This is a genomic window from Noviherbaspirillum sp. (genome assembly GCF_035254685.1).
In the GTDB taxonomy this organism is placed as follows: Bacteria; Pseudomonadota; Gammaproteobacteria; order Burkholderiales; family Burkholderiaceae_D; genus Noviherbaspirillum.
Genome location: NZ_DATFAI010000050.1, coordinates 1 through 25012, shown reverse-complemented (window position 1 = coordinate 25012; position 25012 = coordinate 1). Strand labels below are relative to the sequence as shown.

Sequence of the window (25012 nt, the reverse complement as noted above, 5' to 3'; positions counted from 1 at the left end):
TCGTGAGGACGTGAAGGTTGTGGTGGGCGGGGCGGTGATCACGCAGGACTACGCCGATGAGATTGGTGCGGCGGGATTCGGGCGGGATGCCACAGACGCCGTACGCGCCGTGAAAGATTGCATTGGCGTCGCCGCCTGACGTGGCGTGCCGCCAATAGCACTGATACTGCGAGGCCATAGCCATGATTCTGATAGCGAAGAATGAGCGCACGGTCCGTAACAACCGTTTAATCCTGATTACTGCACCAAGTGAGTAAAGAATGACACCAAGAGAAATATTTAAGACGGCGATGAATCACCAGCAGCCGGAACGCATGCTTGTTGATATGGGCAAGCATATCGGCTCAATCCATAAAAGGGCATACCCCGCGATCCGCAATTACCTCGGAAACGTTCCAATGAAAAACGAACGTTTGATTCTTGATCGCATGGCACAAACAGTGGTGCCGGATGAGGAGTTGTTGCAGCGCTTCGGCGTCGACTTCCGCTGGGTCGTTCCACACTACGTTCAAGTAAAAGAGCGTGAGGATGTCGACGGTTACATTGACATGTGGGGCGTCCCCTATCGTGCAACCGCCGACAAGGACCACTTCGCAGTTGACGGCGCGCCATTGAAGAAGGCTACCCTTAAGGATATCGACAAATTCCAGTGGCCGCGGGTCGATGATCCCAAGCAATTTGAAGGACTTGGCGCGCGAGCAAAGCATTTGTTCGAAAACACCGGTTATGTGATCGGTGCCGATGCGATCAAGGCCGGCCCATTGATGACAGCGCTGCAGATGCGTGGTTACGAGCAGTTCTTCATGGATCTTGTGATTGATACTGACTTTGCTGACGCGTTGCTCGAGCGGATTACCTGGACATTGAAGGAAATGTGGACCAGATATATGCGCGACGTCGGCCCATACGTACAGATTGCCTATGTGACCGATGACCTGGGAACGCAAACGTCAATGCTCATGTCGCCCCAGTTGTTCCGTGAGCGAATCAAGCCGTGGATGACACAGCTGCATAACCACATCAAGAGCCTTGCCGACGTCAAGCTAATGATGCATACGGACGGTGCGGTCTTGCCCGTCATTGAGGACATCATCGAGATGAACGTGGATATCCTCAATCCGGTGCAAACGTCGACAAAGGGCATGGAAGACACCGCACATTTGAAAGAGCGTTTTGGTGATCGCCTTTCATTTCACGGGGCAATCGACGTCCAGCAATTGTTGCCGAATGCAAGTTATGACGAGCTTCGTTGGGAAGTTGCCAAGCGAATTCATGACCTTGGGCGGAATGGCGGCTACATCATCGCGCCTTGCCACAACATTAGTCACGATACGCCCCCGGAAAACGTGGTTGCGCTGTTCGACCTGGTAAAGGAGTTTGGTCAATATCCACTCGATCTAGACGCCGAAATTGCCAAGAATAATTCTTATTTTGCGCGGTTCAAGTAACAAATCAACGGTGCGCATGCTTCCCGCATCATCACCTTAATTATTCCGCCGCACCAGAAATAACTACAAAACGCTATTTTGAAGGGGCCTTATATGGCAATGCTTGAGCATCTGAAGCCAGACTACGCACATAACATGCGAATCGTTGGACACTCCGACCAGGGAGGCCGCAGCGACGGTGTGCAGGTGATGGTCAGCGGCGGTTACGCGTATATCGGTCACGTCTTCTCCGGGGGATTCTCCGTAGTGGACGTGCGTGATCCCGCAAACCCCAAGTTTGTACGTCATGTTCCCCAGCCGTTCGGGACGTGGAGCCAGCATTTGCAAACGAATGGCGACCTGCTTCTTGTCGTTAACATGAAAGACATGCTGCGCGATGAAAATGTCAATGCTGGCGAGTATTATTCCGGCTCCATCGCGGGCAAGGTAGATGTATCGGCTTCCAATCGCGGTTACTCAGCTGGTATGCGCGTGTTCGATATTACGGACCGGGCAAATCCGCGTGAAATCGGTTTTATGCCATTAGACGGTCTTGGTGTTCATCGCATCTGGTACGAGGGTGGAAGATGGGCTTACGTGTCGGCGTTACCTCCAGGATTTACAGACGATATTTTTATTGTTGTCGATATGGCAGATCCGACAAATCCCGTTCCGGTAAGTCGTCTGTGGTTGCCTGGCATGAATGCTGCCGCGGGTGAGACGCCGAACTGGGATCCCAAGTATCGCTACGCCTTGCATCACGCTATTATCAAAGGCGACCTCGCATGCGGCGCCTGGCGTGACGGGGGCATGACTACCATCGATATCAGCGATCGCTACAACCCGAAGCTGCTTGCGCATCGAAACTTCGCGCCACCTTTTGCCGGCGGGACGCACAACACACTGCCGTTGATCGACAGAGGTCTTCTTGTCGTCGTCGAAGAGGCCGTGTTCGACAACTGCGAGGATGGCATCAAGCGGAACTGGATTTTTGATATCCGAAATCCAGCCAATCCGATCAGCATTTCGACTCTGCCGATTCCTGGTGAGATTGACTATGCAATGAAGGGCGGTCAATTTGGACCGCACAATATCCACGAGAACCGGGCAGAGAGCTTTCAAAGTTCCGAGATACTTTTCGTGACCTACCAAAATGCGGGTCTACGTGTCTACGACATTCGCGATCCGTTCCGGCCGCAAGAGATTGCCGCGCTTGTGCCACCGGCGCCGACCCGAATGATGGACTACCGTCCGAACCGGCCCAAAGTCATCGACACGACCGACGTATTTGTCGACGAGAAAGGGCTGATCTATTGCACGGATTCCAACGCGGGGCTCTACATTCTTGAAATGGACAAGCTGTAATAAGCCGATGGTTCTTTTTTGGATGGCGCGGTGCCCTGCAGCGGTAGTGTGCCTTCCGGTACGAGGTATTACATGAATACACAGATAAAGACAGTGCTCGTAGTCGGGCAGATCCATCCTGCGGGAATGGAAGTGCTCCAGGCAAATGCAAGTTTAAAGATTGAGGTGATCTCGGATCCCGGCGCACCCATCCCGGTGAGCAGCGTCGAGGCGGCGGACGCAGTACTTATTCGTTATGGTGTCATGACGGAAGCTCATATCACTAACGCCACCAAGCTCCGAGTTGTTTCACGCCATGGCGTAGGCTGTGACAATCTTCCCGTAGACGCACTCTCTGAGCGCAACATTCCCGTCACCGTCGTTGGGCCAGTCAACGCCGTTTCGGTTGCCGAGCAGGCGATGGCCATGATGTTGGCATTGTCGAAGAAATTGGTGAGTTATGACCAGTCTGTGCGCAAGGGGGCATGGGGAATCCGTGACAGCCTGGCCGCTACCGAGCTTTCTGACAAGACGCTGCTGCTTCTTGGCTTTGGGCGTATTGGGAGAGAGGTGGCAAAACGTGCACGCGCGTTTGATATGAACGTCTTGGTCTTTGACCCCATGATCTCCGCCGAGCGTGCGGCGGCAGAAGGCGTCGTCAAGGTCGAAGACTGGCGTGGCGAACTCGGGCGAGTCGATGTTCTGAGCCTGCATTTGCCGCTGACGAAGGAAACCCGCGGTATTGTCAACGACGAAGTACTCGCTGCAATGAGGTCAACGGCGATTATCTTGAATACCGCACGTGGTGGTTTGATTGACGAGCATGCGTTGCACCGGGCGCTGACAGGGCGTATGGCGCTTGGAGGCGCAGGTATCGATACATTCGAAAATGAGCCGCCGGCGCTGGATCACCCATTCATGGCGTTGCGGAATGTCATTCTTAGCCCGCATAGCGCAGCGCTGACAGAAGAAGCGGCCAGGCGAATGGGGGTGGTCGCGGCTCAAAACGTGGTAGCGGGGCTAGAAAATCGTCTTAATCCCGAACTGATCTTCAACCGCCAAGCGCTCAAGATATAGCTGATACACCGGAGCTTTTATCATACCGAGCCGTCGATGAATAACGTTAAGTCGTCAAGATGAACACTCAGATCCCTACCGAAGTTTACTTAGCCTTCCTTGGCCGAACCATTGATATCCACTGGGATAGACACGCGTTTCTGATGATCACGGCTTGGTTCGTACTGGTACCCGCTGGCGTCATTGCCATTCGGTTCTTCAAGCCGTTGCCTAAGCCTGATGGCATCGCTAGAGGAACTGGACGTTTTGACCGCAACCTGCTGTGGTGGACGATTCATTGGACGTTTCTTTATACAGCGATCGCGCTGTCGCTTGCAGGGATGACGGTGGCGCTCGTTGTCAGCAAGGGTTTCAGCGGATCATTGCATGCCGTGTTCGGGATCGGTACGGTTGTTTTCGGTTGTATGCAGATCGTGTCAGCTTGGTTTCGAGGCACGCACGGTGGCAAGCATGGCGCTCACTCCGATCCGTCGGATCCATCCACATGGCACGGCGATCACTATGACATGACGCCGAGGCGACGGTGGTTCGAGGCCTATCACAAAAATGGCGGGTATTTCACTCTGGCCCTAGCGATCGCTGCGGCAAGTACAGGAGTGCAGCAGCTGTGGATAGACGCAGTTGCCGTCTTCATCCTCGTAATATTGGGCGTACTGCTAATGATTGCCGTCGTTCTTGAGGGATGGGGATATCGGCAGGATACGTATCGCTCTGTGTACGGCAACCATCCTGATCATCCGTTCAATAAAGCGCGCAAGCATCTTTAATCGTCATGCATGTCAGGCTGGCGCGAAGCTGGCAAGTGTCACAGCAAAAGACGTATGTCGTTGGTCACAGGGCATGCATTTACTCCGGATTAAATCATGGTGTCGTCACTGCTGCAGGTTGAAAATGAAGTGGCTCCTGGTGAGCCAATGCCTTCTGCTCCGTTACAAGCAGCGCTTCCAAGGATGGCGCTCATTCCAATAGTTGAAGATCGGGTGTTCCTCAGAGGGTTAAGGACCGAGGCGCTTGTCGGAGTCTACGAGCATGAGCGGATAGTACCTCAGCCCCTTGTAATAGATCTCGAAATCGGACTGGCCAACTTCCGAAGCTGCTTTAGTGACGATCTCGCCGATGCGGTGGATTATGAAAAGGTGGCAGAAACAATCCACGGCATCGCGGGCGAGAGCAGGACGCAATTGCTGGAAGCCTTGGCTCAACGTATCGCTTCGGCAGTTCTTGCCAATTTTGATGCCAAATGGGTCCAGGTCGATATCGTTAAACCCGCTATCATCCCGGAGGCCGAAGTTGTCGGCGTGTCAATCAAACGTGCCCGGTCGTACTCTCGTCGAGAGGCACGCTGAAGTGGGATGCCGAGGCAAACAGACCGTATTGGGGTAGTCGCTTACCCTGTTAAAGGGATGCAATTAACGAAGGCATAACGCCCTTACCCCAACGCGCCTGAATTGCTTGAGTCAGCAAATCGAGGAGAATGCGCCCTTGCAGCCTGCAATTGTCTGCCGTCGTCATGATGCAACCGAGATGGCGCGAACCGCGCGAGGTGTGTGGCCGGTGTTGAGCTTTCGCTCAAGCATAGGCGCCATAGCGACCCGACACCATGATGCCCGCGACATCTCTTTCCCGTGCCATCTTGGCCGATTACAGACCGCGGGTGACCGCCACCAGGAACACGCGAGCCGAGCCCGTCCCTCCCAGCCGCAGCCAGTGCCCACGGCCGCTTTCTTTGCGCCCGGGTTCATCCGCATGCACGATGCTCGCTTGCCGCGCGTGGTCATGGGTTTCAACCCTGGTACAGGTCGACGTATCGCTGTTCTCGGCTTCGCGCCGGCTGATGGAGCCAACCAACAGATTGATGCCGGACAGGTCGACCAACCCGCACTATTCCTGAGGTCCACGCGTCCATGACGCAGTGATATGAGTAGACGGCGCAGTTGGATTAAGGCATGACTAAATTCCTTGCCAAGTGGACTCGGAGCCGCCTCCCGCTCGATAAGGACGATGCGGCTATGCATGCTGCTACCGGCCAAACCGTTGCTAACGCGCTGCGGGACACATGTGCACCTCGCACACCGCGGGTATTTGACTTCGATGAAGCGCTGGCAAGGCTCATGTTCAAACAGGCACATGTCGTGGTGTCCGCGACAAGGCAAATCGTCTTCAACCTCGAATCGGCCTGAATCGTATCTGATGCTGCGACTTATCTGCGCTGGCCTCGACCCGCCACCATCTTCCTCATGTGTTCCTTGTGTGCCGAGCTGCGCGTATGGAACCTGAATGCGCTTACACCGGGAGGAGACCGGAAAAGTTCAACAATTACAATCCATTCAAAAGGACGTAACAACATGTTTTTCGCAAACCTGAAAATTGGCACTCGGCTTGCGGTAGCCTTTGGCATGCTCATTCTGTTGATGATCGGTATCACGGGACTGGGGATTGCTCGTCTGAGCACGCTCGCCGACAGCACCAATCTGCTTGCCAAGAAATATTACCCGCGGGTAGCGCTTGTCAACAAGGTGATGGATGGGGTCAGTTTGCAAGCGGCGACATTGCGCAACCTGATGATCATCTATGACCCGGACCAGGCCTACATCGAGCAGGAAAAGAGTGAAGCGATCAGGAAAGACATTGCATCCAATGTCGATCAGCTCGACAAGTTGCTGTTGACGAAGGAAGAAAGAGAGATCATGGGTGCCTTGCAGGTGGAGCGTATGAAGTATTTAGGCGCGCGCAGCGATTACCTCAAATTGCTAGGCGAGGACAAACGTGACCAGGCCTCCCAGCATTTGCTGAAGGCTGTCACACCCGCGCAGGATCTCTACTTTTCGCGAGTGAAAAGCTTGGCAGATCTAGGTGGGAAGCTGATGGACAAAGGCAGCGCGGATGCGGACGCGCAATATCGCGAGAGTGTCATGATGATGCTTGGCCTTGCAGCCGTCACGATCCTGCTGGCGATTGCATTTTCCTGGTGGGTCGCGCGCAGCATCACGCGCCCGCTGCACGCAGCGGTCAAGGTTGCGCAGACCGTTGCAGCAGGCGACCTGACGAGCGAGATCGAGGTGGGGTCAACGGATGAAACCGGGCGCCTGATGCAAGCGCTGAAAGACATGAACGCCAGTCTCGCAAGGGTGGTGAGTGAGGTGCGCGCTGGCACCGACACGATTACCACTGCGTCGGGCGAAATCGCGACAGGCAACCAGGACTTGTCAGCGCGTACCGAGGAGCAGGCCAGTTCGCTAGAGGAGACAGCCTTGTCGATGGAAGAACTGACGTCGACGGTGCGGCAGAACGCGGATAACGCGCGTCAGGCCAACCAACTGGCGATGTGCGCGTCTGAAGTGGCATGCAAGGGCGGTGTGGTGGTCGCACAAGTGGTTGATACGATGCAATCGATTAACACCTCCTCACGCAAGATTGTCGACATCATCGGCGTGATTGACGGCATCGCCTTCCAGACCAATATACTTGCCCTAAATGCGGCCGTGGAGGCGGCACGTGCTGGCGAGCAGGGGCGCGGCTTTGCGGTCGTCGCGGCGGAAGTACGCAGTCTTGCGCAGCGCTCGGCGGCGGCGGCCAGGGAAATCAAGGAATTGATCAGCAATTCAGTGGAAAGCGTCGACGCCGGTACCAAGTTGGTCGACCAGGCGGGCATTACCATGCACGAGATCGTCGACAGCATCCGGAGGGTCACCGATATCGTGGGCGAGATCACGGCGGCCAGCCAGGAACAGTCTTCCGGCATCGAGCACATCAATCAGGCCATTACGCAAATGGACCAGACGACACAGCAGAATGCGGCCCTTGTGGAAGAAGCCGCGGCGGCATCGGAGGCGATGCAGAATCAAGCGAGCAAGCTGGCCCTTGCGGTCAGCGTTTTCAAGCTGGAGGGCCGCCAGGCATCGATTGTCGATATGCGAGCAAATCTGCCCAGTCTGCCGCTTCGTCCATCGACGGGGAGGCGGCTTCTGAATCGGTTGACTGCGGGGAAAGACCAATTACAGTAATGAAGCGCCTGCCCGAATCGACCAGAACTCATGTTGACGAGGGCACTTCTAATGCAGCCCTTTCGTCATCATTGAACTACGGGCATTACCATAACATTAATTGCCATAACATTATTTCGCATAACGCAGAACGAACGATGGACGAGTCCAGGTCGATCGAATTGAGCGATGAACAAGGCTGTGAACGGGAGCGTCGCGTGAATTCAAAAATCATCGACGCGTGTACAGCAAGGCGTCCACGCGTCGTTGCGCTGGCGGCCGATGACCTATGGAATCGTGAAATTGCCGGGCGTCATTGGATCAGCAAAAATCAGGAGATCGCATGGCGTTGGCGGTTCGTGCAGTCCGGCAGGCCAGCCATTGAGAACGGCTTGCCGCGAAGTGGATGCCGAGGGCAATCTGACGCGGCTGAGATTGTGCCGTTGGCCATGCAGACGATGCCGGAAGGCGGCGCGCGCTGAGCTCGCGCTGGGTGCGGAAAAAGCACTTCCATCACCGTGTGCCCATCCATGTTAGGGCTCGACGCTGGATCACTCAAGCTTACTTATTGCGCCTCCGCTTATACAGAGGCACTTTCGATAAAACTGGTCAACTGTGTGGTCACAGCCTCTGGATTTTCGAGCGCACTCAAATGTCCCACGCCGGGAATCATCACCAGTCGACCACGAGGGAGTTGACCTGCCATCGCGATATGCCATGCGGGCGGACACACTCTATCTTCCTCCCCGCATAGAACCAGGCTCGGCACATTGATCCTGGATATGGTGGGCATACTGTCGCGTCGGGTGTCCAGCGCACGGCAGTGGCGCACGAATGCTTCCGGACCGAGATAATGAGCCATTTCATGAATACACTGGCGAATTTCCGTATCGTTCTGCTGCCTCCCAGAGAGATAAGCTGGAATGAGTATTTCTTCCACCAAGGTATTCAGTGCACCGCGCTTGATATATTCGAGTTGCACTGCGCGCGCCGCCTTTCTTTCTGACGTATCCGCGTGAGGATTCGTATCAAGCAAGGCGAGCGCCTGAATGCGTGATGGGTCCTGACGCCACATTTCAAGCGCTACAATGCCTCCGATCGACAGACCGGCAAGAATGAACTTCGGAGGTGCATGTGCCAGCACATTACGCGCCATCTCGTCGATCGTCTGCGCAACACCATAGTGCCCGATATGGCATGCTGTCCGGCTCGATAGTGACGCGACCTGGTGCTGCCAGAGTCGCGCGTCACATAGCGTACCTGGGAGGAATACGATCGGCAGAACCACAGGACGCAATCAGACCGACGACGTCTTGAACAAATCGACCGGCCCCGGATCATCATTGCCACGCACGACCCATGCAATTGCCACTTCCTTGCCGCGATTGCGCCACGACCTGGGCACGCCGATCGGCACGGTAAATGTATCACCGCGCGAAATACTGATCGCCGGCGCGCCATCGGAACCTTGGGACATCTCGATTTCACCCTGATACATGATCCATACTTCATGGCAATGACGGCGATGAAGCATGATTTCTGCACCCGGCGCAATTTCCACTGTCCGCAATGTGAATCCATGCGGCCAAGCCATCGGTGACGTTTCGACACCGTCGCTTGCATTCGCCATGCCGATAACCGGGTATTCCTTCACGCCCTCGCAGCAAAGTCCGCCTTGTGCGCCGCCGGTTGCCATGTCCTCACGTGTCAAAATGCATGACTTCATCTCTTCGAGCGAAGGTATGGTAATACGAGCCAGCTCTTCCGGCGTTGGTGTTTGCTCGATGACAGCACCGTCCGGCACTTTTTCGCCGGCGCTGGTATCGATCAGTCGGCCACCTTCAAGCAGGATCAGACCATGTCCCTTTGCGCGTTCCAGTACATGCCCCGCCCACAGAACGCGCCCCGGATCGTCTCCGCCCAGGATGGCGAACATGAACCCGGTATCGTCCCCAATGTTTTCAAATCCACGGAACATCCTCGCCGGAAGCGAAATGACATCACCTGCTTTAAGAACGATGCTACCCGCGTCACCATGCTCACCCCAGACAAAACGCCATATGCCGGAATGAATCATGAACACTTCAGCCGTTTCATGGCTGTGGACCGAGTTCTTGCACTTGGGCGGCTGACGCGCGCCGCCGATGTTGAAGCCATGTTTTTCAGTGATATGCACATACTGTGCAGGATTCTCGGCAACTCCAGGTCCGATAATCGTGAAGTTTTCCTTCCTGTCACTGCCTGGACTCTTGGTATCGATAAATGCGGTCGTACACGGACGCAGGTCGCGATATCGAACCAGGCGGCTTTGCAGGTCGGTGGAATCTGTCATTGAAGCCATTGAATTTTTCCTTGATTAGCAAACGTAGAATCATGCCGCTCACTTGGTGATCCAGGTGACTATCGTGCTTTCGACGACAGCAATGGCGGCCACACAACAAAATCCTCTTCTTTCTGTCTCTATACCGAGGCGAGCAAACCCATCTGACACGGCTGAAGTACCTGATACTTGCCATTGACATCGGCGTGGTAGATAGTCTTAACGCAAAAGCATTTCCATACTGTTCTCTCCACATCGACGATGCTCAGGTGTTTCTGCACTGGACTCAAAACATACTTCGAGATTGCACCAGAGAACGCCACTGTGCCGGCCAGGAAACGTGCCCTTTCGCGAGACATCCTCCGATACTTCAGCGGGTTTCATAATGGACGACCACCATCGACCGGGATCACGGCTCCCGTCGTGAAAGTAAGATGGGTTAACGTCGCCAACACAGCGCGTGCGATCTCTTCTGGCGAAGCTAGGCGATTCAATGGTGTCTTCGCCACTTGTTGGCCACGCCATGTCTGATCCAGCCCTTGCACAAACTCGGTATCGATCAACCCAGGCGATACGCTCACGACCCGAATCGCGGGTGCCAAAGCGCGCGCCATCGACTTCGTGAGATTGTCCAACGCAGCCTTACTGGCGCAGTATGCGATATTGCTGCCGTTGGCGGTGACGCCAGCAATCGATGAAATGTTGACGATTATGCCGTCTCCATTCTCCGCTAACAGGGGGCGGAATGCGCGCACGCAGGCAATCGCACCCCGGACGTTGGTTGCAAAGATCTGGTCGATCAATTCATCATCAAGCGCATCGAGATCCGCATGTGCGACGAAGCGTGTGGTGCCGGCGCAGTTGACCAAAATGTCGCAGCGGCCGGCCACCACTTTTACTCTCTGGCTGGCGGCGTTGACGGCGTCAGTTGCCGTAACCGGCAGGTTTACCGCAAAATGGCCGCTTCCGGGCAAAGCGGCGACAAGTGCATTTGCAGCCTCCTCCGATCGGTGAAATCCGACCGCCACCCGCACACCCTCGGCGGCGAAGGCATGGGCAATCGCGCTTCCGAGACCGCCGGTTGCACCTGTGATAACGGCAACCTTGCCAATCAATCTTTTCACCAGAGACTCCTTAGTCGCGATCAGTTCTTCTTGAGGCGGCGCACACGAATATCAGCCTGTTCCTTATGGCCAGCGAAATGTTCAAGCGCGCACAGACGCGAGCAGTATTCACCGATCAACACGCTGGCTTCATCAGTCAGCACTCGTTGATAAGTGTGTGTCTTGATGAACTTGCCGACCCAGAGTCCGCCCGTAAAACGCCCTGACTTTTTCGTCGGCAGTGTATGATTCGTGCCAATGACCTTGTCGCCGTAGGAAACATTTGTGCGAGGGCCAAGAAACAGCGCGCCATAGTTCGTCATGTTTTGCAGGAACCAGTCGGGGTCAGCGGTCATCACCTGCACGTGCTCGGAGCAGATGCGCTCCGCCTCAGACAGCATTTCCTCGCGCGTATCGCACAGAATGATCTCACCATAATCACGCCAGGCTACACTTGCAATGTCACGTGTGGCGAGACGTGCCAGGACCGACTCGATGGCCGCCGGCAGCTCGTTGGCGATCTTCTTGCTGGTAGTGATGCAAACCGCAGGTGAATTCGGACCATGTTCAGCCTGTCCAAGCAAATCTACTGCGACAAGTTCCGCGTCGACAGTGTCGTCGCAGATGACCAGGGTCTCAGTCGGCCCTGCAAACAGGTCGATGCCGACGCGCCCGAACAATTGCCGCTTCGCTTCGGCGACATAGGCATTGCCTGGCCCGACGAGCATGTCCACCGCTGCGCAGTTCTCGGTGCCAAGCGCCATCATCGCGACGGCCTGCACCCCGCCTACAACATAGATCTCGTCCGCGCCAGCCATGGCCATTGCCGCGACGATCGCTGGTGCAGGCTTGCCCTCGTACGGTGGTGCACAGGCGATCACGCGTTTTACGCCCGCCACCTTTGCGGTCAACACGCCCATGTGGGCCGATGCCAGCAGAGGGTACTTCCCTCCAGGGACATAGCAACCAACAGAATTGACCGGGATATTTCTGTGACCAAGGATCACGCCCGGCAAAGTCTCAACTTCGACGTCGCGCAGGCTCATCAACTGAATCTGAGCGAATCTGCGGATTTGTGCCTGCGCAAATTTGATGTCCTCAATAGCTTGCGGGCTGAGTGAGTCGATGCAAGCCTGAATCTCTTCCTGCGACAAACGAAAGTTGGCGGGAGACCATTTGTCGAACTTGTCGGAATACGTGCGTACCGCCTGCTCGCCGTTTTCCTGGATATCGGCAAGAATGCCTTCGACCGTCTGCCGCACTTTCAGATCAATATCAGCCTTCTCGTCTGCCGGCTTTCCGAGTTTAGGAAATTGAATTGCCACGTTTGCCTCCAAAAAAATAAATATGTCGCCCAACCCAGGCGAAAAATTGCTCTCCATATCTCCCGTCAGGGGAGACGCGGTGAGAAAAATGAACAAAATCAGTACACCATTACTACCATCTCTTTTGCATGTGCGGCGCTCGTCTCAGGCGGCTCGGCAAGTGTTGAAATTCCGGAATGATGCCAACGCATGCCACCACATGCCGTCGCCATCGGCAACGGCATGTGGTGGCATTGGCGAACGCGTGATGATCATGTTTGCAGAGCCGTTCGTGTTGCGCTCTATCGTTATCGATAGCGCGGAATGTTGATCTATGGGCCGAGAACTCGCTCGCAGCACATGGTGAAATTCTTTGCACAATTGAGCGCTCGTTAGTGCACCCATGGCATCACTCCATGGGTGCCGCTTCTTTCATTACGCCGTTTGATTAGAAGGTATGGCGTACTCCGACATCGAATACCTTGTTTTTCGCGCCGTTCACGCCGCCAGCGTTCACGCCCGAATTTGCCTCATTGTTAACATAGGCAGCCGAGGTGTACAGGGCTGTACGCTTCGACAAGTCATAGAGATAGCCCAAGGCAACCTGGTGCGCGTCAGCGTTGGAAAGCGCCTTGTTCTCCTTGCGAATCAACGACGCCATGATCTTGCTGGAGCGAAGAGGGACTGTCAGGCCAATCATGGCATCACGAATATCGGTGCGGCCCGCACCGGTCGTCTTGTCATAGGCTGCATGAAACTTGACTATGCCGATGTCGTACGCGCCGCCGACGAACCATACCTTTGCACTATCAGCGCCGGTATTGTCTTTGGTAAGGTGATGGGAAAGCGTACCAGTCAGCGGTGATCCCGTGTAGCCGACAGAGAAGCCATACTGGCGGGACGCTGCCGCGTTGCCGGCCACTTCACCTAACGAATACAATGCGCTGCCGGTGAATTTGCTATTGCTCGGCGCGATGTAGGCGATGGCGTTATCGACGCGGAAATTGCCACTGTTGAACCATTGGCGAATGCCGGTCATGTCACCCTTCATGCCAGGGAACGGATCGACTGTTAGCTGCGCGAGGTAGACCGGAGAGTACTGACGGCCAAGTCGAACGGCACCCAGGCTACGGCTCGACAACCCGACAAATGCCTGGCGGCCAAACAGCCGACCACCCTGCGCCGCCGTGCCGTCGTCTTGATTAAAGCCGTTTTCCATGGTGAACACGGCGCTCAAGCCACCACCAAGGTCTTCCTCCCCACGGAAGCCGAGGCGGTTCCCGTTGTGGATGCCCGATTCCATTCTTGTGGCCCCGCCGGCGCCTGTAACTTCGCGACTGATGCTGGCATCAATAATGCCGTACATCGTAATATTCGATTGAGCTGCAGCCATACTGCTCATGCCAAACATCGAGACAAGAGGCGTCAGAAAGGCCAGTGCACTTAAGGATAGTTTTTTCATTTTCTTCTCCCAGTTAATTTATGCCGAATATCGGCATCGGAAGTTTCGAGTTGGATGTCACCTGATTCTTGAATTGGTTTATGCGTTAAGTTTGTGTATCTCTCCTTTCTATCGCCGCGACCGGCAATTTCAAAATAGTTGGCGTAATAGCCCCATTTGCACGACGCACGGCCGTGCAAGTACCTGGGCTTCCCGTGTTCAAACGGTGCCCGTCAACGATTCAGCGCAGTGATGAGATACGATCGATGCGCTAAAGACTTTCAGTCAGTAGTAGATGCTCAAGAGGTCGGCGAAGCTCGGTTTTCGAGGTGCCTTAGACGCGCCTCAGAAGAGGCGTCAAACAGATAGCAGTGATCGGCGCGCGCGCTTACAGCGACCGCCTGGCCGAATTTTGCCTTGAAGTTTTTTTCGGTCCGCACCACTATCATCTGCGAGCCGCTTTGTACCGTGACTTGAGTGGCGTCGCCAATCAGTTCGACGGTATATATTTCGCCATTCATATGCGCAGTGCCTGGCGTAGCAAGCGACAGATCCTCCCAGCGCACGCCCAGCACCACCGCGTCGTGCGAACCCTTGCCGACGCCGGGCACGCGTATCCCGTCGCCAACAAAATCGCCATTCTCCAGTCTGCCACGCAGCAGGTTCATGGCAGGCGATCCGATAAAGTCAGCGACGAACATATTGGCCGGATCGTTGTAAATGTTTTCCGGTGTGTCGATTTGCTGGATGACTCCCCCATACATTACGACCACTCTCGTGGCCAGTGTCATTGCCTCGATCTGATCATGCGTAACGTAAACCATCGTGGTCCCAAGCTCATACTGCAGATGCTTGATGCGCGCCCGCATGCTTATGCGAAGCTTCGCATCGAGATTGGAGAGCGGTTCATCCATAAGAAACACCTGCGGATGACGCACAATGGCTCGTGCCAGTGCGACACGCTGCCTCTGCCCTCCGGACAACTGCTTGGGTTTACGGTCCAGCAAATTTTCCAGATTTACTTTTTGCGCAGCCTCGGCAATCAGTGCTTCGTGCTTTTCATGCGGCACTTTCCGGATGCGTAATGGGTAGCTGATGTTTTCCTTGACCGTCATGTGTGGATAGAGGCCATAGTTCTGGAATACCATGGCCACATCCCGGTCGCGCGGCGGAAGATAGGTGATGTCTCGACCGCCCATGATAATTTGCCCGCTGGTGGGTTCCTCCAATCCAGCAATCATCCGCATCGTGGTCGTTTTCCCGCAGCCGCTGGGGCCAAGCAGCACCAGAAACTCGCGATCATGGATCTCAAGAGAAAGATCCTTGATGACGTGAGTGTCGTTCCAGCCCTTGCTTATATTGTTAAGTGAAATCGCTGCCATGATGCCTCCTAAATATCAGCGGACTGCGCCGCTTGTGCTGCCCTGAATAAAGTGCTTCTGAATGATCATGCCGAGAGCAAACATCGGCAACATGATCAGTACGCCCGTGGCGGAAATTAACTGCCAAAGATCACCTTCTTCCGCGGTGAACATGGCCAAGCCGACCGGCAAGGTAACTGCGTCTTTGCTCGTTACAATCAGTGCCAGCAAGAATTCGTTCCAGCAAATGATGAAACAGAAAATTGACGCAGTGATGAGTCCAGGCGCCGCCATCGGTATGACGACGTTCTTGATTACCTGTAGCCGCGTGGAGCCGTCGACAAGCGCAGCTTCTTCGGTATCGAGTGGAATCGCGTCAATGAAGCCCTTGATCATCCACACCGCATATGGCGTTACAAACGACAAGTTCACTAGAATCAGCGCGGCCCACGTGTCAAGCAGCCCCGTGTCACGAAACAGAATGAAAAATGGCAGCACAAGAATGATCGACGGCACGAATTGCGTCGCGATAATTGCCATGAAAATCGACTTCTCGTAGCGCAACCGGAAACGCGAGAAGCTATAGGCAGACAGTGTTGCAACGGGAATTGCGATGGCAATGGTTACGATGGCAACCACCGTCGAATTAAAAAACTTTTTGTGAATTTCGTAGGGCGGATTCATAATCGCCCTAAAATTTTCCAAGGTGGGTGTAAACGTCCACCCGGCTTCGAATACTTCGGCATAACTTTTAAAGCCAGCTGCGACCATCCAATAGATCGGGATGAGAATTGCGGCAGCGATGAACAATATCAGCGCGTTCTGTGTAGCGCCGAAGAGTCGGCTTTGATATCGAACGGTCATCACGTGCTCCTAGAAGCGCTTGAAAATTAAACGGATATACAAGTAAGACAGCACTAGCATGGGTAGCACCAAAAAGTACGACACCGCCGACGCATAGCCCATGTCGTAATACTTGAATCCCTGAAAATAGATGTAATGAGCCATGGTTTGCGTAGCCTGCCCTGGGCCACCGTTTGTGATCATGAACACTTGGTCGAACATCTTCAGGGAAAAGATCGCCTTCAGCACTGCGGACACCATCAAAACCGGCATGATGGACGGTAGCGTCACATCCCGAAACACTTGCCAGCCCGTCGCACCATCGATCTCTGCCGCTTCCTGCGACTCCTTCGGCACCGACGCCAAACCACCGAGCAGTAACATGGCGAGATAGGGTGCCCAGTGCCAGACGTCGCTGGCGAGCAACACGACAAACGCGAGAACTGGATCGGCCAGCCAGTCGATACTGGCCAGCGCTGGCCATACATCCTTGAAGACGGCGTGCACCAGGCCATGCTGAGGATTTACCATGAAGCGCCAGGAGACACCGACCAGCGCAGGACTCATGGAAAACGGCAAAATCAACAGTGTGCGAACCAGCACCCGTCCTCGGGTGCCGCGCGCGAGGAGCAGCGCAACGCCAAGCGCCACACCCACCGTCAAGATCACTGAGGCGGCAGTAAACACTGTTGTGACCCAGATCGAGTTCCGCAACGCGTCGTCGGCGAACGCGCGAGCGAAATTGTCGAACAGGTACGCGATGTTACCCAAGCCGTCATCGGTAAGGCTCCACAGAGGGAGCGAGACCGGTGACTTGCTTAGGTTCCATTCGCGAAATGCCAGATACAACGCGCTGAACAGCGGGCCGATCGCCGTCAAGCCAATTACCAGAAACGCTGGCAGGACCAGCAAGTATTTCAAGTGCTTATCCTGCAGGCCGCGCGGCTTGATCGGTGTCGCAACCCCTGCGTTCTGGCCATCTGCTTTCACGGAAATGTCAATGCTGTTCATACATGCACCTTCTTTACTTGTGTGCGCGTCGCAACGCTCGAGTTGCATCCTTGGCCGATGCCTTTAGGAGTTGTTCGACGTCCCCACCGGACGCTGCCTTGTTAATCGCGTTGGATAGCAGATCACCAACTTCCGGCCATTCGGCGATCATCGGCATCACATCGGCTTTAGCCAGACTTGCTGCACCAGCTACAGGTACGCCATTGTTCGCTGCGTCGACGGCTGGATCGACAAGATTGACTTTGTGGTTGACGACATTGTTAATGACCTCAACACCGGCTACGCTACGCTCAATGGCGTTTTTCTTTTCCAGATCCGGATTCGAAACCCATTTCATGAATTCCCACGCCGCTTCCTGGTGCTTGGAATATTTAGAGATAGCAAAGGGCAAGCTCGTTGCAAGCGTAACGGGTTGTGCACCTTTGTACGACGGCATGCTGGTGAAGGCTACCTGCTCAGGCTTGAGCTTCGAGGTCGTCGGATTGACAAAGCCAGAATAAGCCCACCACCAGACAGGGATCATCGCTGCTTTACCCTGCATGAAGCTGACGCGAGCGTCTTGCTCGAGTGCAGAGACCGCGCCGTCGGCACAGATCTTGTGCTCAGTATTAAGGCCGACAAAGTCCTTGGTTGCCTTGATCGCTTTAGGGCTATCCCAAGCAGGCTGCCCCTTGGCGTCGAAAATCTGCGCGCCTGCCCCCCACAGGTAGTTCACCCAGATGAACAGATTCTGACGATTGCCGTCGGCGCCGTAATAACATGCCAACGGCCCGACACCCGGCTTTGCGTTCTTGATGGCGGCGCCTGCCGCCACGACGTCGTCCCATGTCTTGGGCGCCGGCAGCTTCAACTCGTCGAAAATGTCTTTCCGGTAAAAGAACAACTGGGTATGCGAACGCATCGGAAGGCCAATCACCTTACCGCCGAAAGAGGATGCCTTTACAAAGGCCGGTGGATAGCGATCCAAATTGATGCCGTCCCGGGCGAGCAGGGGGTTGAGCGGCACCAACCAGTGTGCGTTGGCCGGACCCCACGCATCAAGATAATTGACGACGTCATAATTGCCGTCCGCAGCCACACCGACGCTTGCCATCTTCTCCTGCAAGGACTTGAACGGCACCTCGGTCCATTTGACATTAATGCCAGTCAGCTTAGTGAACTCGTCAGCGCGCAACTCGAGTCCCTTAAATTGCGGCGTTACAACCACAAGCGCCTGTACAGTGGTGCCAGCGTAGGGTTTTCCCGCCTTGAGCCCATAAGGCAGAGTGCTCTGAGCCTTTGCACTGAATGCGATCAATAGAGTCGCGATGGCCAGGATTGGTGTATTTAAGCGCCTCATGTTTTGCCTCCGTTATTTAAAGTTTAGGTACTTACTGTGGTAACAAGCATTTCTGCGGTCGTTGTTTATGTTCGCTCCGCGCTACCGGGAGCATCAATGTCGCGGACGACCTCAGGTAATACCGAGTGATCGGCACCGAACAACATAAGGTGCACCCCGCGGACACCTTGCATTTTTGATACAGCTCCGACCATCTCCCGCGCTAATTTGATTCCCTCCTCGCGCAGATTTGCAGCACCTTCAAGTCGCTTGCGAATCTCGTCCGGATAATCCACGCCTGGAATATGCGGAATCATTTCCATCGCCGGTTTCGAGATGACGACAGGAATGCCGGCGAGCACAAAGAGCTCACGATCAAGCCCTTCGTCGCAAAACCTGATCATGAACTGCTCGAATGCAGGCAAATTAAAGATGAGCTGGGTCTGCGCAAAATCCGCTCCAGCCGCAATTTTCTGCTTGAGGCGGCGAATTGGCGCATGAATCGGTCTGGTAAATGGATTGATCGCCACGCCGATAAATGGCTTCGGCGGCTCGGGCATCGTCTGGCCGGTGAAATGTATCGTTCCGGTGTCGCGAAGATGGCGCGCCTCAAAGACCATCAGCGATGAATCCATGTCGAATACCTGCTTGATCCTCGGATTTCCTGCATAGGAGTCACCGGTCAGACACAAGACATTATGAACGCCGTTTGCGTGATTGTTGATAAGCTCCGAGACAAACGAAGTCTTGGTATGATCCCGGCAGGTCGACTGGCAAATGGGATCAACGCCGGCGGACAGCAGCTCGATGCAGGTGCGTCCGGATGGCAGTGACGGCTTGCCATTCAAATATGCTGTCGCATTGACGGCATCGAACTGTTCTTTAACATAAGAGATCTCCTTGTGCAGCCGCCCAAAATCGGCGCTACGTGGCGATCTTACTTCACATGTCTTGACGAATCGGCCAGACTTGAGCGCAGCCTCGAGGCGAGAGCGAGTCGCAATCGGTTGGTAGACGCGATTCTTTGGCAGATCCGGGTAGGGAAGCGGTGTCGTCCCACCCTCATCAATCCCTTTCCACCAGTTGGCATAGGAAGAGGTGAAAAACAGCGCTGCATCGGGTGACGGGTTCAGTGGTGGAACCTCTGTACTGTCCTTTGCTGTACGTTCGTAGATGCGCATCCAGACGCATGCACGATCAGGATATACCTCGCATCGATCGCCAAGGGTCCCGCCGCACGGACCGTTACGCAGTCCCTTGGGGCAGCTCATCGGACAGATCAAGCCGGTCTGCGACAAGACGCATTGACCGCACGCGCGGCAGTCAAAGGCCACACCTTTTAGAAATGCCTCGCCGCGCGCAGCTGTGCGATATAGCAGCGACTTAATCTTACGCATATGCACACGCCTTGATCGTCTCGTCTGTACTGACAGGAGCGCCGTTTTTGAATACGATCGCGATGTCGCGCAGATACTTGGAATCAGCAAACGGATTTCCATTAAGACAAACGATGTCGGCGAGCGCACCTGGCGCCAGCATCGTGTGCCGCATTCCCCATAAGCGCCGTGGTTGCCAGGTAGCAGATGTGAGCACTGATTCCATTGGCAGACCGGCAGAGAGAAAGAAATACAGTTCGTTTATCAGTGAACGCCCATGGTGAACGCCGTGACTACCAGCATCCGATCCGGCAACTAGCGGAACACCGAGTTCGTATGCCATCCGGACGTGCCTTAGATGATCCTCTACAATATGGCGCAAATGGCCCAATGCGACGCTATCCCAGCCAACGATTTTCGGATCGTCGCGCTGAAAGCAAACTGGTGAAAACGTCGGCACCCACGCGATCTGTCGGTCACGCATGCGCTTCAGAAGCTCTTCATTAATGAAAAAGCCGTGTTCTACCGAGTCAACACCGGCTTGAACTGCCACTTCGAGTCCGGAAAGGCCGCTGCAGTGTGCGAACGTCTTTAACCCCCTGTTACGTGCCGTGTTGACAATTAGTGACAAAGCCGCTGTGTCGAACTGGGGTTCACCCTTCACCTGCCCGGTTGCAAAATCAATAATTCCCGTCTGGATGATTTTGATGTCGTCCGCGCCTTCGTCGGCAATACGATTCACCGTGGTCACGATATCCTCATCACCTGCGGCATCGTAGGCCATGAAGCTGCCATATCGCGCGGGACGTCGAATGCCCAGGCCGGCGGATCGCAAATCAGGAAAACAACGGTGCTCGCTCTTTCGGCACAGCTCGCGCGCGGCGTGGTTAATGCCATACTTGTCGCCAGCGTCACGGATCAGAGTTACGCCGTGCGCCAATGCATGTCTTAAGTTACGGGATGCGACGCCCATCATTGAATCAAATGGCGCCTTGAGGTACTCAGAACGTGCGACGAGGTCCAGTTCGCCACCATCAAGGAAGATATGTGCATGCGCCTCGACCAGTCCCGGCATTGCAAACGGTACTCGGATCATCGTGTCGGCATGCTTCTGCGATTCTGACTGAGCCAGGCAGAAATCGCGCTCAGCCATTACTGTTTTGACGATACCATTTTCAATATCAATGACGTATGGACCATCGGCATGGTATTTGATTCCGTCAAAGTAGGCCCTCGCGATAATTCGATCACACATTGCTATTTTCTCCATTCAGCGTGAATACCATGTCGTCGCCGACATGGAGGACCCTTGCCTTAGGCACGGTCCATCGATCGACTGCCAAAGGAGTGAGGAAATTCGCTGGCGAAGTGCCGAAGACGGACAAGCTCCCTTGTGTCTGGTCCACGCGTACAAATTCGACTTGCAGCCCGATGTCTCCTGCCTTATGTGTCGACAAAATGGAACTGAAAGGCGACAAGCGTGAAATACTCCAGCCTCGCTCAGATATGTGGCAGCCAAGCCTAAGGAGGCACAAATCTTACGGCACACCACACATACTGAATTATTGTCACCCGCCATCACATTAAATCCTTTGATTGCCAAATTGCAGACGTATGCATTCTGCAAGTATAGTTATTCCGTGTCAACCCCATTTTGAAATTTCAAATTAGCTGTTACGTAGAGCCAAATTGACGCGTCGCCGCAAAATATCTATGGCATTAGATATGCGGGCGTATATGCATACGCTTGCATAAATGACGTCTGGCTTCAGATGGCTTACCTCTAGAAATAGTCATTCGTCGCGCATAAAACATTGACTGTTTCAATGCTGCTTAAGGACGCACTCATCTGCCTCGGAAGGCGCCGGACTTCGCTCTGCGTGCCCATATCGAGAAGACGAGAGGCTCGGGGGGAAATGGCAGAGTATCTGGGCGCGCGGAAAATGATTCGATGGAGAGATGCAGCCATGAAACAATGAAGGCGGGGCGAAACAGAGTGCATCTGGCCAAGCGTGAATCCGCAGGAGCGCGCGCACGAGGTCATGGTGTGTGTTGCAGAATGTGCCGGACCGCGGCTGGTTCTTGATATCTAGTAAGTGGCTGGCTGAGCGCATGTTGTTGAGCATGGATGAGGTTAGCCGCAAATTTCGGATATAAAAGGCGTACAGGCGATGTACGAACTGTTGGGTGTATCGACCAGCAGCTCCTCCGATTGGATGAAATGCCGGGGGGCGACACATTAGCTCTCGGGTGACAACTGCTGGCGCTGATTCACGCGTTGCACGCGCACTTCAGGCAAGCGCACGGTTTATTGCGCATTACGGAAGGACTGAAATCGAAAAACATTCGGGCCAGCCGGGACCGGATCAGACGCTGGATGAAATCCATCGGCATTCGCACAAAAAACAAACGGCGTTGCAAGGCCGTGATCGACAGCAAACATGCGGGGGCGGTGACGCCCCACCTATCGGGCTGACCATGAAAGTACGGTTCTTCGGCAACTGGAATTCACCGGTGTACCAATCATGCAAGGACAATTCGAAGAACATCTTCCGGGCGTTCGATGATGCGATGGCACACCAGGAATGCATCCTGTTCCTGGTGCACCTTATCCAGTGTCAGTTCAGGCGCGTTTGGATCCACACGCATGATCCACTCGAGGAGCGGCGGCTTCGACAGCGGAATGATCAGTTCCTGGTTTATGGTGATGCGCGGGCATTCGTGCAAGACGGTCTGGACGAGGCGCGGACAAATGAAGTACCTGTTTTCCGCCTACGCCATTGTGATGATTGTCAATCCGCAAGGCATCGGCGGCCGGCTCATCGGCTATAGTCTTGGCCTCAGTCGCCGCCCCTTTTGACCAAGCGTCCTGTCCGTACCGGAGGGGCTGGTGCTGAAGTGACTGATCAGCACGGTGATCCCCGTCCCGACGAGTGCGTCTTGGGCGATCACGCTAGAATTACCACGGCGGTCGATGGCAAGGGCATCGATCCGGTGCACATCTTTTACGAACATTCCTGGGGGATCATGGGCATGTATGAACGGGCCCGCTATTGCGGCGGCGAACTGAAGCTTACGAGGAGCACGAACCGCAGAACCACGGCGGTGCTGACGCTTCCACTGGAGGAGTCGTATGGCTGACAAGACAATCCAGGTCCTGCTGGTTGATGACAATACGATGGTGCGTAAGGGCCTGCAACTGATCCTGAACGCCACGGGAGACATCCAGGTCACAGCCTGTGCCGAGTCGGCCACCGACGCGCTCGCCACACTGATGGAGCAGGAATTCGATGTTGCCTTGGTCGATATCGCCATGCGCGGAAATAATGGCCTGGATCTGCTGCGGGTGATTCGCGAATCGCAGCCGCAGCTTCCGATCCTTGCGCTTACCATGTACGACGAAGAGGTCTACGCAGTGCGCGCCCTGAGGCAGGGGGCGGCTGGCTACCTCACCAAGAACAGTCAGGATTCGATCCTGATCGAGGCGATCCGCAAGGTGACGGCGGGTGGGAAATTCATCAGCGCAAAACTGGCCGAGAAGCTCGTAAGCCTGATTAGCACCCAGCGTGGATTTCTGCACGAGACCTTGTCCGACCGGGAACTCGAAGTCCTGAAACTGATCGCCGCCGGCGAAAGCCTGGTTCGGATCGCCACCATACTGAATCTCAGCCCTAACACCGTCACCACCTACCGCGCCCGAGTCATGGGCAAGCTGCAGGCCAAGTCCAACAGCGACCTCACACGCTATGCGATCGATCACGGCTTGAGGCCGTAACAGGGCCTACTGACCCAGATGATGATCCAGATGATGATCCAGCTGATGGATCAAGGGCGATCGGGGCACCCACGCACAGGAAGTGTTGCATAAGGCAGCACCGAATATTCTTTTGGTTCCCGCGCATCAGGTGAATCAGGTTGCCAGCCGTGGACATCCATCTCGTTCGCATCGATTGCTGCAGCGAGATCCAGTCTTCCGATTGATCACCTCAGCAAGCCCCGCAGGTGTCTTGACGCACTGCATACACGTCGAGCGCAACCTGTTCTTGAATTTAAGCTGTATCAAGTTGCGGTTCCGGTATTGCTGCGCCCTCTCATACCGTTCGTCTATGGTGTGCCGCCAAGTTCATCTGTAGTGCTTTCACTACGTCAATGTCAAATTTGACGTGACAAACGCCCGACTGTTTCTTGACAGCAAAGACTTGTGTTGCTTCGCTACATTCATGCGCTGGGCAGTCCATTTGCGCGCCATCAATGATGCATAAAAATCAAGCAAAATTTGCAAGGGAATTGATACAGATTTTGACGCGGACTGCAGTGAAGTTGATGAAAGGCGAGGAATAAGTTGACCGATCGTTTCAGGGCCAGCAGGGCGCTGCCCATCGGCTGTGCCCTGCTGGGGCCTGCCGGAGGCATTGCCGTTCTTGTGCAGGCGGGTTGGAGCTGGGTGAATGCGGTGCTTGCCGCAGCCCTGGTCGCAGCCGGCGCATTCCTCGCATGGCGCGCCGTCCTGGAGGAGCGGATCCACCGCGACGCGCTGCAGGCCTATTTTTCCAGCCGCGATGCATTCGGCGCGTCGATCGCCCCGGTCTGGGCCGGCCAGATCGGCTCCTCCATGGCGCAGATGGAAAGCGCGGTGAGCGCGCTCACCGGACGCTTCTCGGGCATTGTCGACCGGTTGGAGCAGACGGTGCGCGTCGCGAGCGGTGCGACCGCTGCATCGATCAACAGCCAGGACAACGGCCTCGTCGCGGTGTTCGCCAGCAGTGAAACCGAGCTCGGTGCCGTGGTGTCTTCGCTCAAATCAGCCATGAGCAGCAAGGCCGCCATGCTGGACAAGGTGCGCTGCCTCGAACAGTTTGTCGACGAACTGAAGGCGATGGCGGACGACGTCAAGACCATCGCCGCACAGACCAACCTGCTGGCGCTGAACGCCGCCATCGAAGCGGCGCGCGCCGGCGAGACGGGGCGCGGCTTTGCGGTGGTCGCCAAGGAAGTGCGGAACCTGTCGACGCTCTCGGGCGACACCGGCAAGCGCATCGCCGAAAAGGTCCAGGTCATCAGCGATGCCATCCTCGGCGCCTGCCAGGTCGCGCAGGAATCGATG

At 55.2% G+C, this 25012-nt stretch carries 25 protein-coding genes; 12 read left to right on the top strand and 13 right to left on the bottom strand.

Going from position 1 to position 25012, the window contains the following annotated elements:
- Positions 1-260: 260 nt before the first annotated feature.
- The 5 genes from VJ698_RS22250 to folB all read left to right on the top strand — a co-directional run bounded on the left by VJ698_RS22250 (position 261) and on the right by folB (position 5194).
- Complete coding sequence (locus VJ698_RS22250) at positions 261-1448, top strand: uroporphyrinogen decarboxylase family protein (RefSeq protein WP_324105008.1); 1188 nt, start codon at positions 261-263, stop codon at positions 1446-1448.
- A 93-nt stretch (positions 1449-1541) separates the two neighbouring features.
- Complete coding sequence (locus VJ698_RS22245) at positions 1542-2792, top strand: hypothetical protein (protein ID WP_324105007.1); 1251 nt, start codon at positions 1542-1544, stop codon at positions 2790-2792.
- A 72-nt stretch (positions 2793-2864) separates the two neighbouring features.
- On the top strand, positions 2865-3848 hold the full coding sequence (locus VJ698_RS22240; RefSeq protein ID WP_324105006.1) for a hydroxyacid dehydrogenase: 984 nt from the start codon (positions 2865-2867) through the stop codon (positions 3846-3848).
- Between the two features lie 59 nt (positions 3849-3907).
- Positions 3908-4615, top strand: a complete 708-nt coding sequence (locus VJ698_RS22235; protein WP_324105005.1) for a cytochrome b561 domain-containing protein — start codon at positions 3908-3910, stop codon at positions 4613-4615.
- Positions 4616-4711: 96 nt separating this feature from the next.
- Entirely contained in the window at positions 4712-5194 is a 483-nt protein-coding gene (gene folB, locus VJ698_RS22230) for a dihydroneopterin aldolase (protein ID WP_324105004.1), read from the top strand.
- Between the two features lie 295 nt (positions 5195-5489).
- Here the strand turns inward: folB and VJ698_RS22225 are convergent, their stop codons facing one another.
- Complete coding sequence (locus tag VJ698_RS22225; protein WP_324105003.1) at positions 5490-5723, bottom strand: hypothetical protein; 234 nt, start codon at positions 5721-5723, stop codon at positions 5490-5492.
- A gap of 71 nt (positions 5724-5794) precedes the next feature.
- Here VJ698_RS22225 and VJ698_RS22220 point away from each other — a divergent pair, with 71 nt between their 5' ends.
- The 3 genes from VJ698_RS22220 (at position 5795) to VJ698_RS22210 (ending at position 8313) form a co-directional block, all read left to right on the top strand.
- Entirely contained in the window at positions 5795-6028 is a 234-nt protein-coding gene (locus tag VJ698_RS22220; protein ID WP_324105002.1) for a hypothetical protein, read from the top strand.
- A 165-nt stretch (positions 6029-6193) separates the two neighbouring features.
- The gene (locus VJ698_RS22215; protein WP_414691210.1) at positions 6194-7852 is read left to right on the top strand and encodes a methyl-accepting chemotaxis protein; all 1659 of its coding nucleotides are present in this window, start codon (positions 6194-6196) and stop codon (positions 7850-7852) included.
- The gene (locus VJ698_RS22210) at positions 7852-8313 is read left to right on the top strand and encodes a hypothetical protein (protein ID WP_324105000.1); all 462 of its coding nucleotides are present in this window, start codon (positions 7852-7854) and stop codon (positions 8311-8313) included. The genes VJ698_RS22215 and VJ698_RS22210 overlap by 1 nt, the downstream gene beginning before the upstream one ends.
- A 98-nt stretch (positions 8314-8411) precedes the next feature.
- Here VJ698_RS22210 and VJ698_RS22205 read toward each other — a convergent pair whose 3' ends face one another.
- The 11 genes from VJ698_RS22205 to VJ698_RS22155 all read right to left on the bottom strand — a co-directional run bounded on the left by VJ698_RS22205 (position 8412) and on the right by VJ698_RS22155 (position 21163).
- Entirely contained in the window at positions 8412-9119 is a 708-nt protein-coding gene (locus VJ698_RS22205) for an alpha/beta hydrolase (RefSeq protein WP_324104999.1), read from the bottom strand.
- 9 nt (positions 9120-9128) lie between these two features.
- Complete coding sequence (locus VJ698_RS22200; protein WP_324104998.1) at positions 9129-10172, bottom strand: cupin domain-containing protein; 1044 nt, start codon at positions 10170-10172, stop codon at positions 9129-9131.
- A 359-nt stretch (positions 10173-10531) separates the two neighbouring features.
- The gene (locus VJ698_RS22195) at positions 10532-11275 is read right to left on the bottom strand and encodes an SDR family oxidoreductase (protein WP_324104997.1); all 744 of its coding nucleotides are present in this window, start codon (positions 11273-11275) and stop codon (positions 10532-10534) included.
- A gap of 20 nt (positions 11276-11295) precedes the next feature.
- A complete protein-coding gene (gene hisD, locus VJ698_RS22190; protein WP_324104996.1) occupies positions 11296-12579 on the bottom strand; it encodes a histidinol dehydrogenase in 1284 nt (427 codons plus the stop codon).
- A gap of 427 nt (positions 12580-13006) precedes the next feature.
- Positions 13007-14020: a porin gene (locus VJ698_RS22185; protein ID WP_324104995.1), complete on the bottom strand. Its 1014-nt coding sequence runs from the start codon at positions 14018-14020 to the stop codon at positions 13007-13009.
- Between the two features lie 278 nt (positions 14021-14298).
- Positions 14299-15381, bottom strand: coding sequence for an ABC transporter ATP-binding protein (locus VJ698_RS22180; protein ID WP_324104994.1), 1083 nt, complete (start codon positions 15379-15381; stop codon positions 14299-14301).
- A 15-nt stretch (positions 15382-15396) separates the two neighbouring features.
- A complete protein-coding gene (locus VJ698_RS22175; protein WP_324104993.1) occupies positions 15397-16224 on the bottom strand; it encodes a carbohydrate ABC transporter permease in 828 nt (275 codons plus the stop codon).
- Positions 16225-16233: 9 nt separating this feature from the next.
- Entirely contained in the window at positions 16234-17214 is a 981-nt protein-coding gene (locus tag VJ698_RS22170; protein ID WP_324104992.1) for a sugar ABC transporter permease, read from the bottom strand.
- A gap of 13 nt (positions 17215-17227) precedes the next feature.
- Positions 17228-18553: a sugar ABC transporter substrate-binding protein gene (locus VJ698_RS22165; protein WP_324104991.1), complete on the bottom strand. Its 1326-nt coding sequence runs from the start codon at positions 18551-18553 to the stop codon at positions 17228-17230.
- 65 nt (positions 18554-18618) lie between these two features.
- A complete protein-coding gene (locus VJ698_RS22160; protein WP_324104990.1) occupies positions 18619-19929 on the bottom strand; it encodes a methylenetetrahydrofolate reductase C-terminal domain-containing protein in 1311 nt (436 codons plus the stop codon).
- Positions 19922-21163, bottom strand: coding sequence for an amidohydrolase family protein (locus tag VJ698_RS22155; protein WP_324104989.1), 1242 nt, complete (start codon positions 21161-21163; stop codon positions 19922-19924). The genes VJ698_RS22160 and VJ698_RS22155 overlap by 8 nt, the downstream gene beginning before the upstream one ends.
- A gap of 1002 nt (positions 21164-22165) precedes the next feature.
- Between VJ698_RS22155 and VJ698_RS24660 the strand changes: the two genes are divergently transcribed.
- Positions 22166-22384 carry an IS3 family transposase gene (locus tag VJ698_RS24660; RefSeq protein WP_414691209.1) on the top strand — a complete coding sequence of 73 codons (219 nt, stop codon included), beginning with the start codon at positions 22166-22168 and terminating at the stop codon, positions 22382-22384.
- A 47-nt stretch (positions 22385-22431) separates the two neighbouring features.
- On the opposite strand, the gene VJ698_RS22150 is transcribed toward VJ698_RS24660, so the two are convergent.
- Entirely contained in the window at positions 22432-22557 is a 126-nt protein-coding gene (locus VJ698_RS22150) for a hypothetical protein (RefSeq protein WP_324104988.1), read from the bottom strand.
- A 291-nt stretch (positions 22558-22848) separates the two neighbouring features.
- On the opposite strand from VJ698_RS22150, the gene VJ698_RS22145 reads away from it, so the two are divergent.
- The 3 genes from VJ698_RS22145 to VJ698_RS24655 all read left to right on the top strand — a co-directional run.
- Entirely contained in the window at positions 22849-23049 is a 201-nt protein-coding gene (locus VJ698_RS22145; protein ID WP_324104987.1) for a hypothetical protein, read from the top strand.
- A complete protein-coding gene (locus VJ698_RS22140; protein ID WP_324104986.1) occupies positions 23042-23683 on the top strand; it encodes a response regulator transcription factor in 642 nt (213 codons plus the stop codon). Before VJ698_RS22145 ends, VJ698_RS22140 begins: the two co-directional genes overlap by 8 nt.
- 837 nt (positions 23684-24520) lie before the next feature.
- Positions 24521-25012 (top strand): methyl-accepting chemotaxis protein (locus VJ698_RS24655; protein WP_414691208.1); only part of this gene is annotated, 492 nt, incomplete at its 3' end.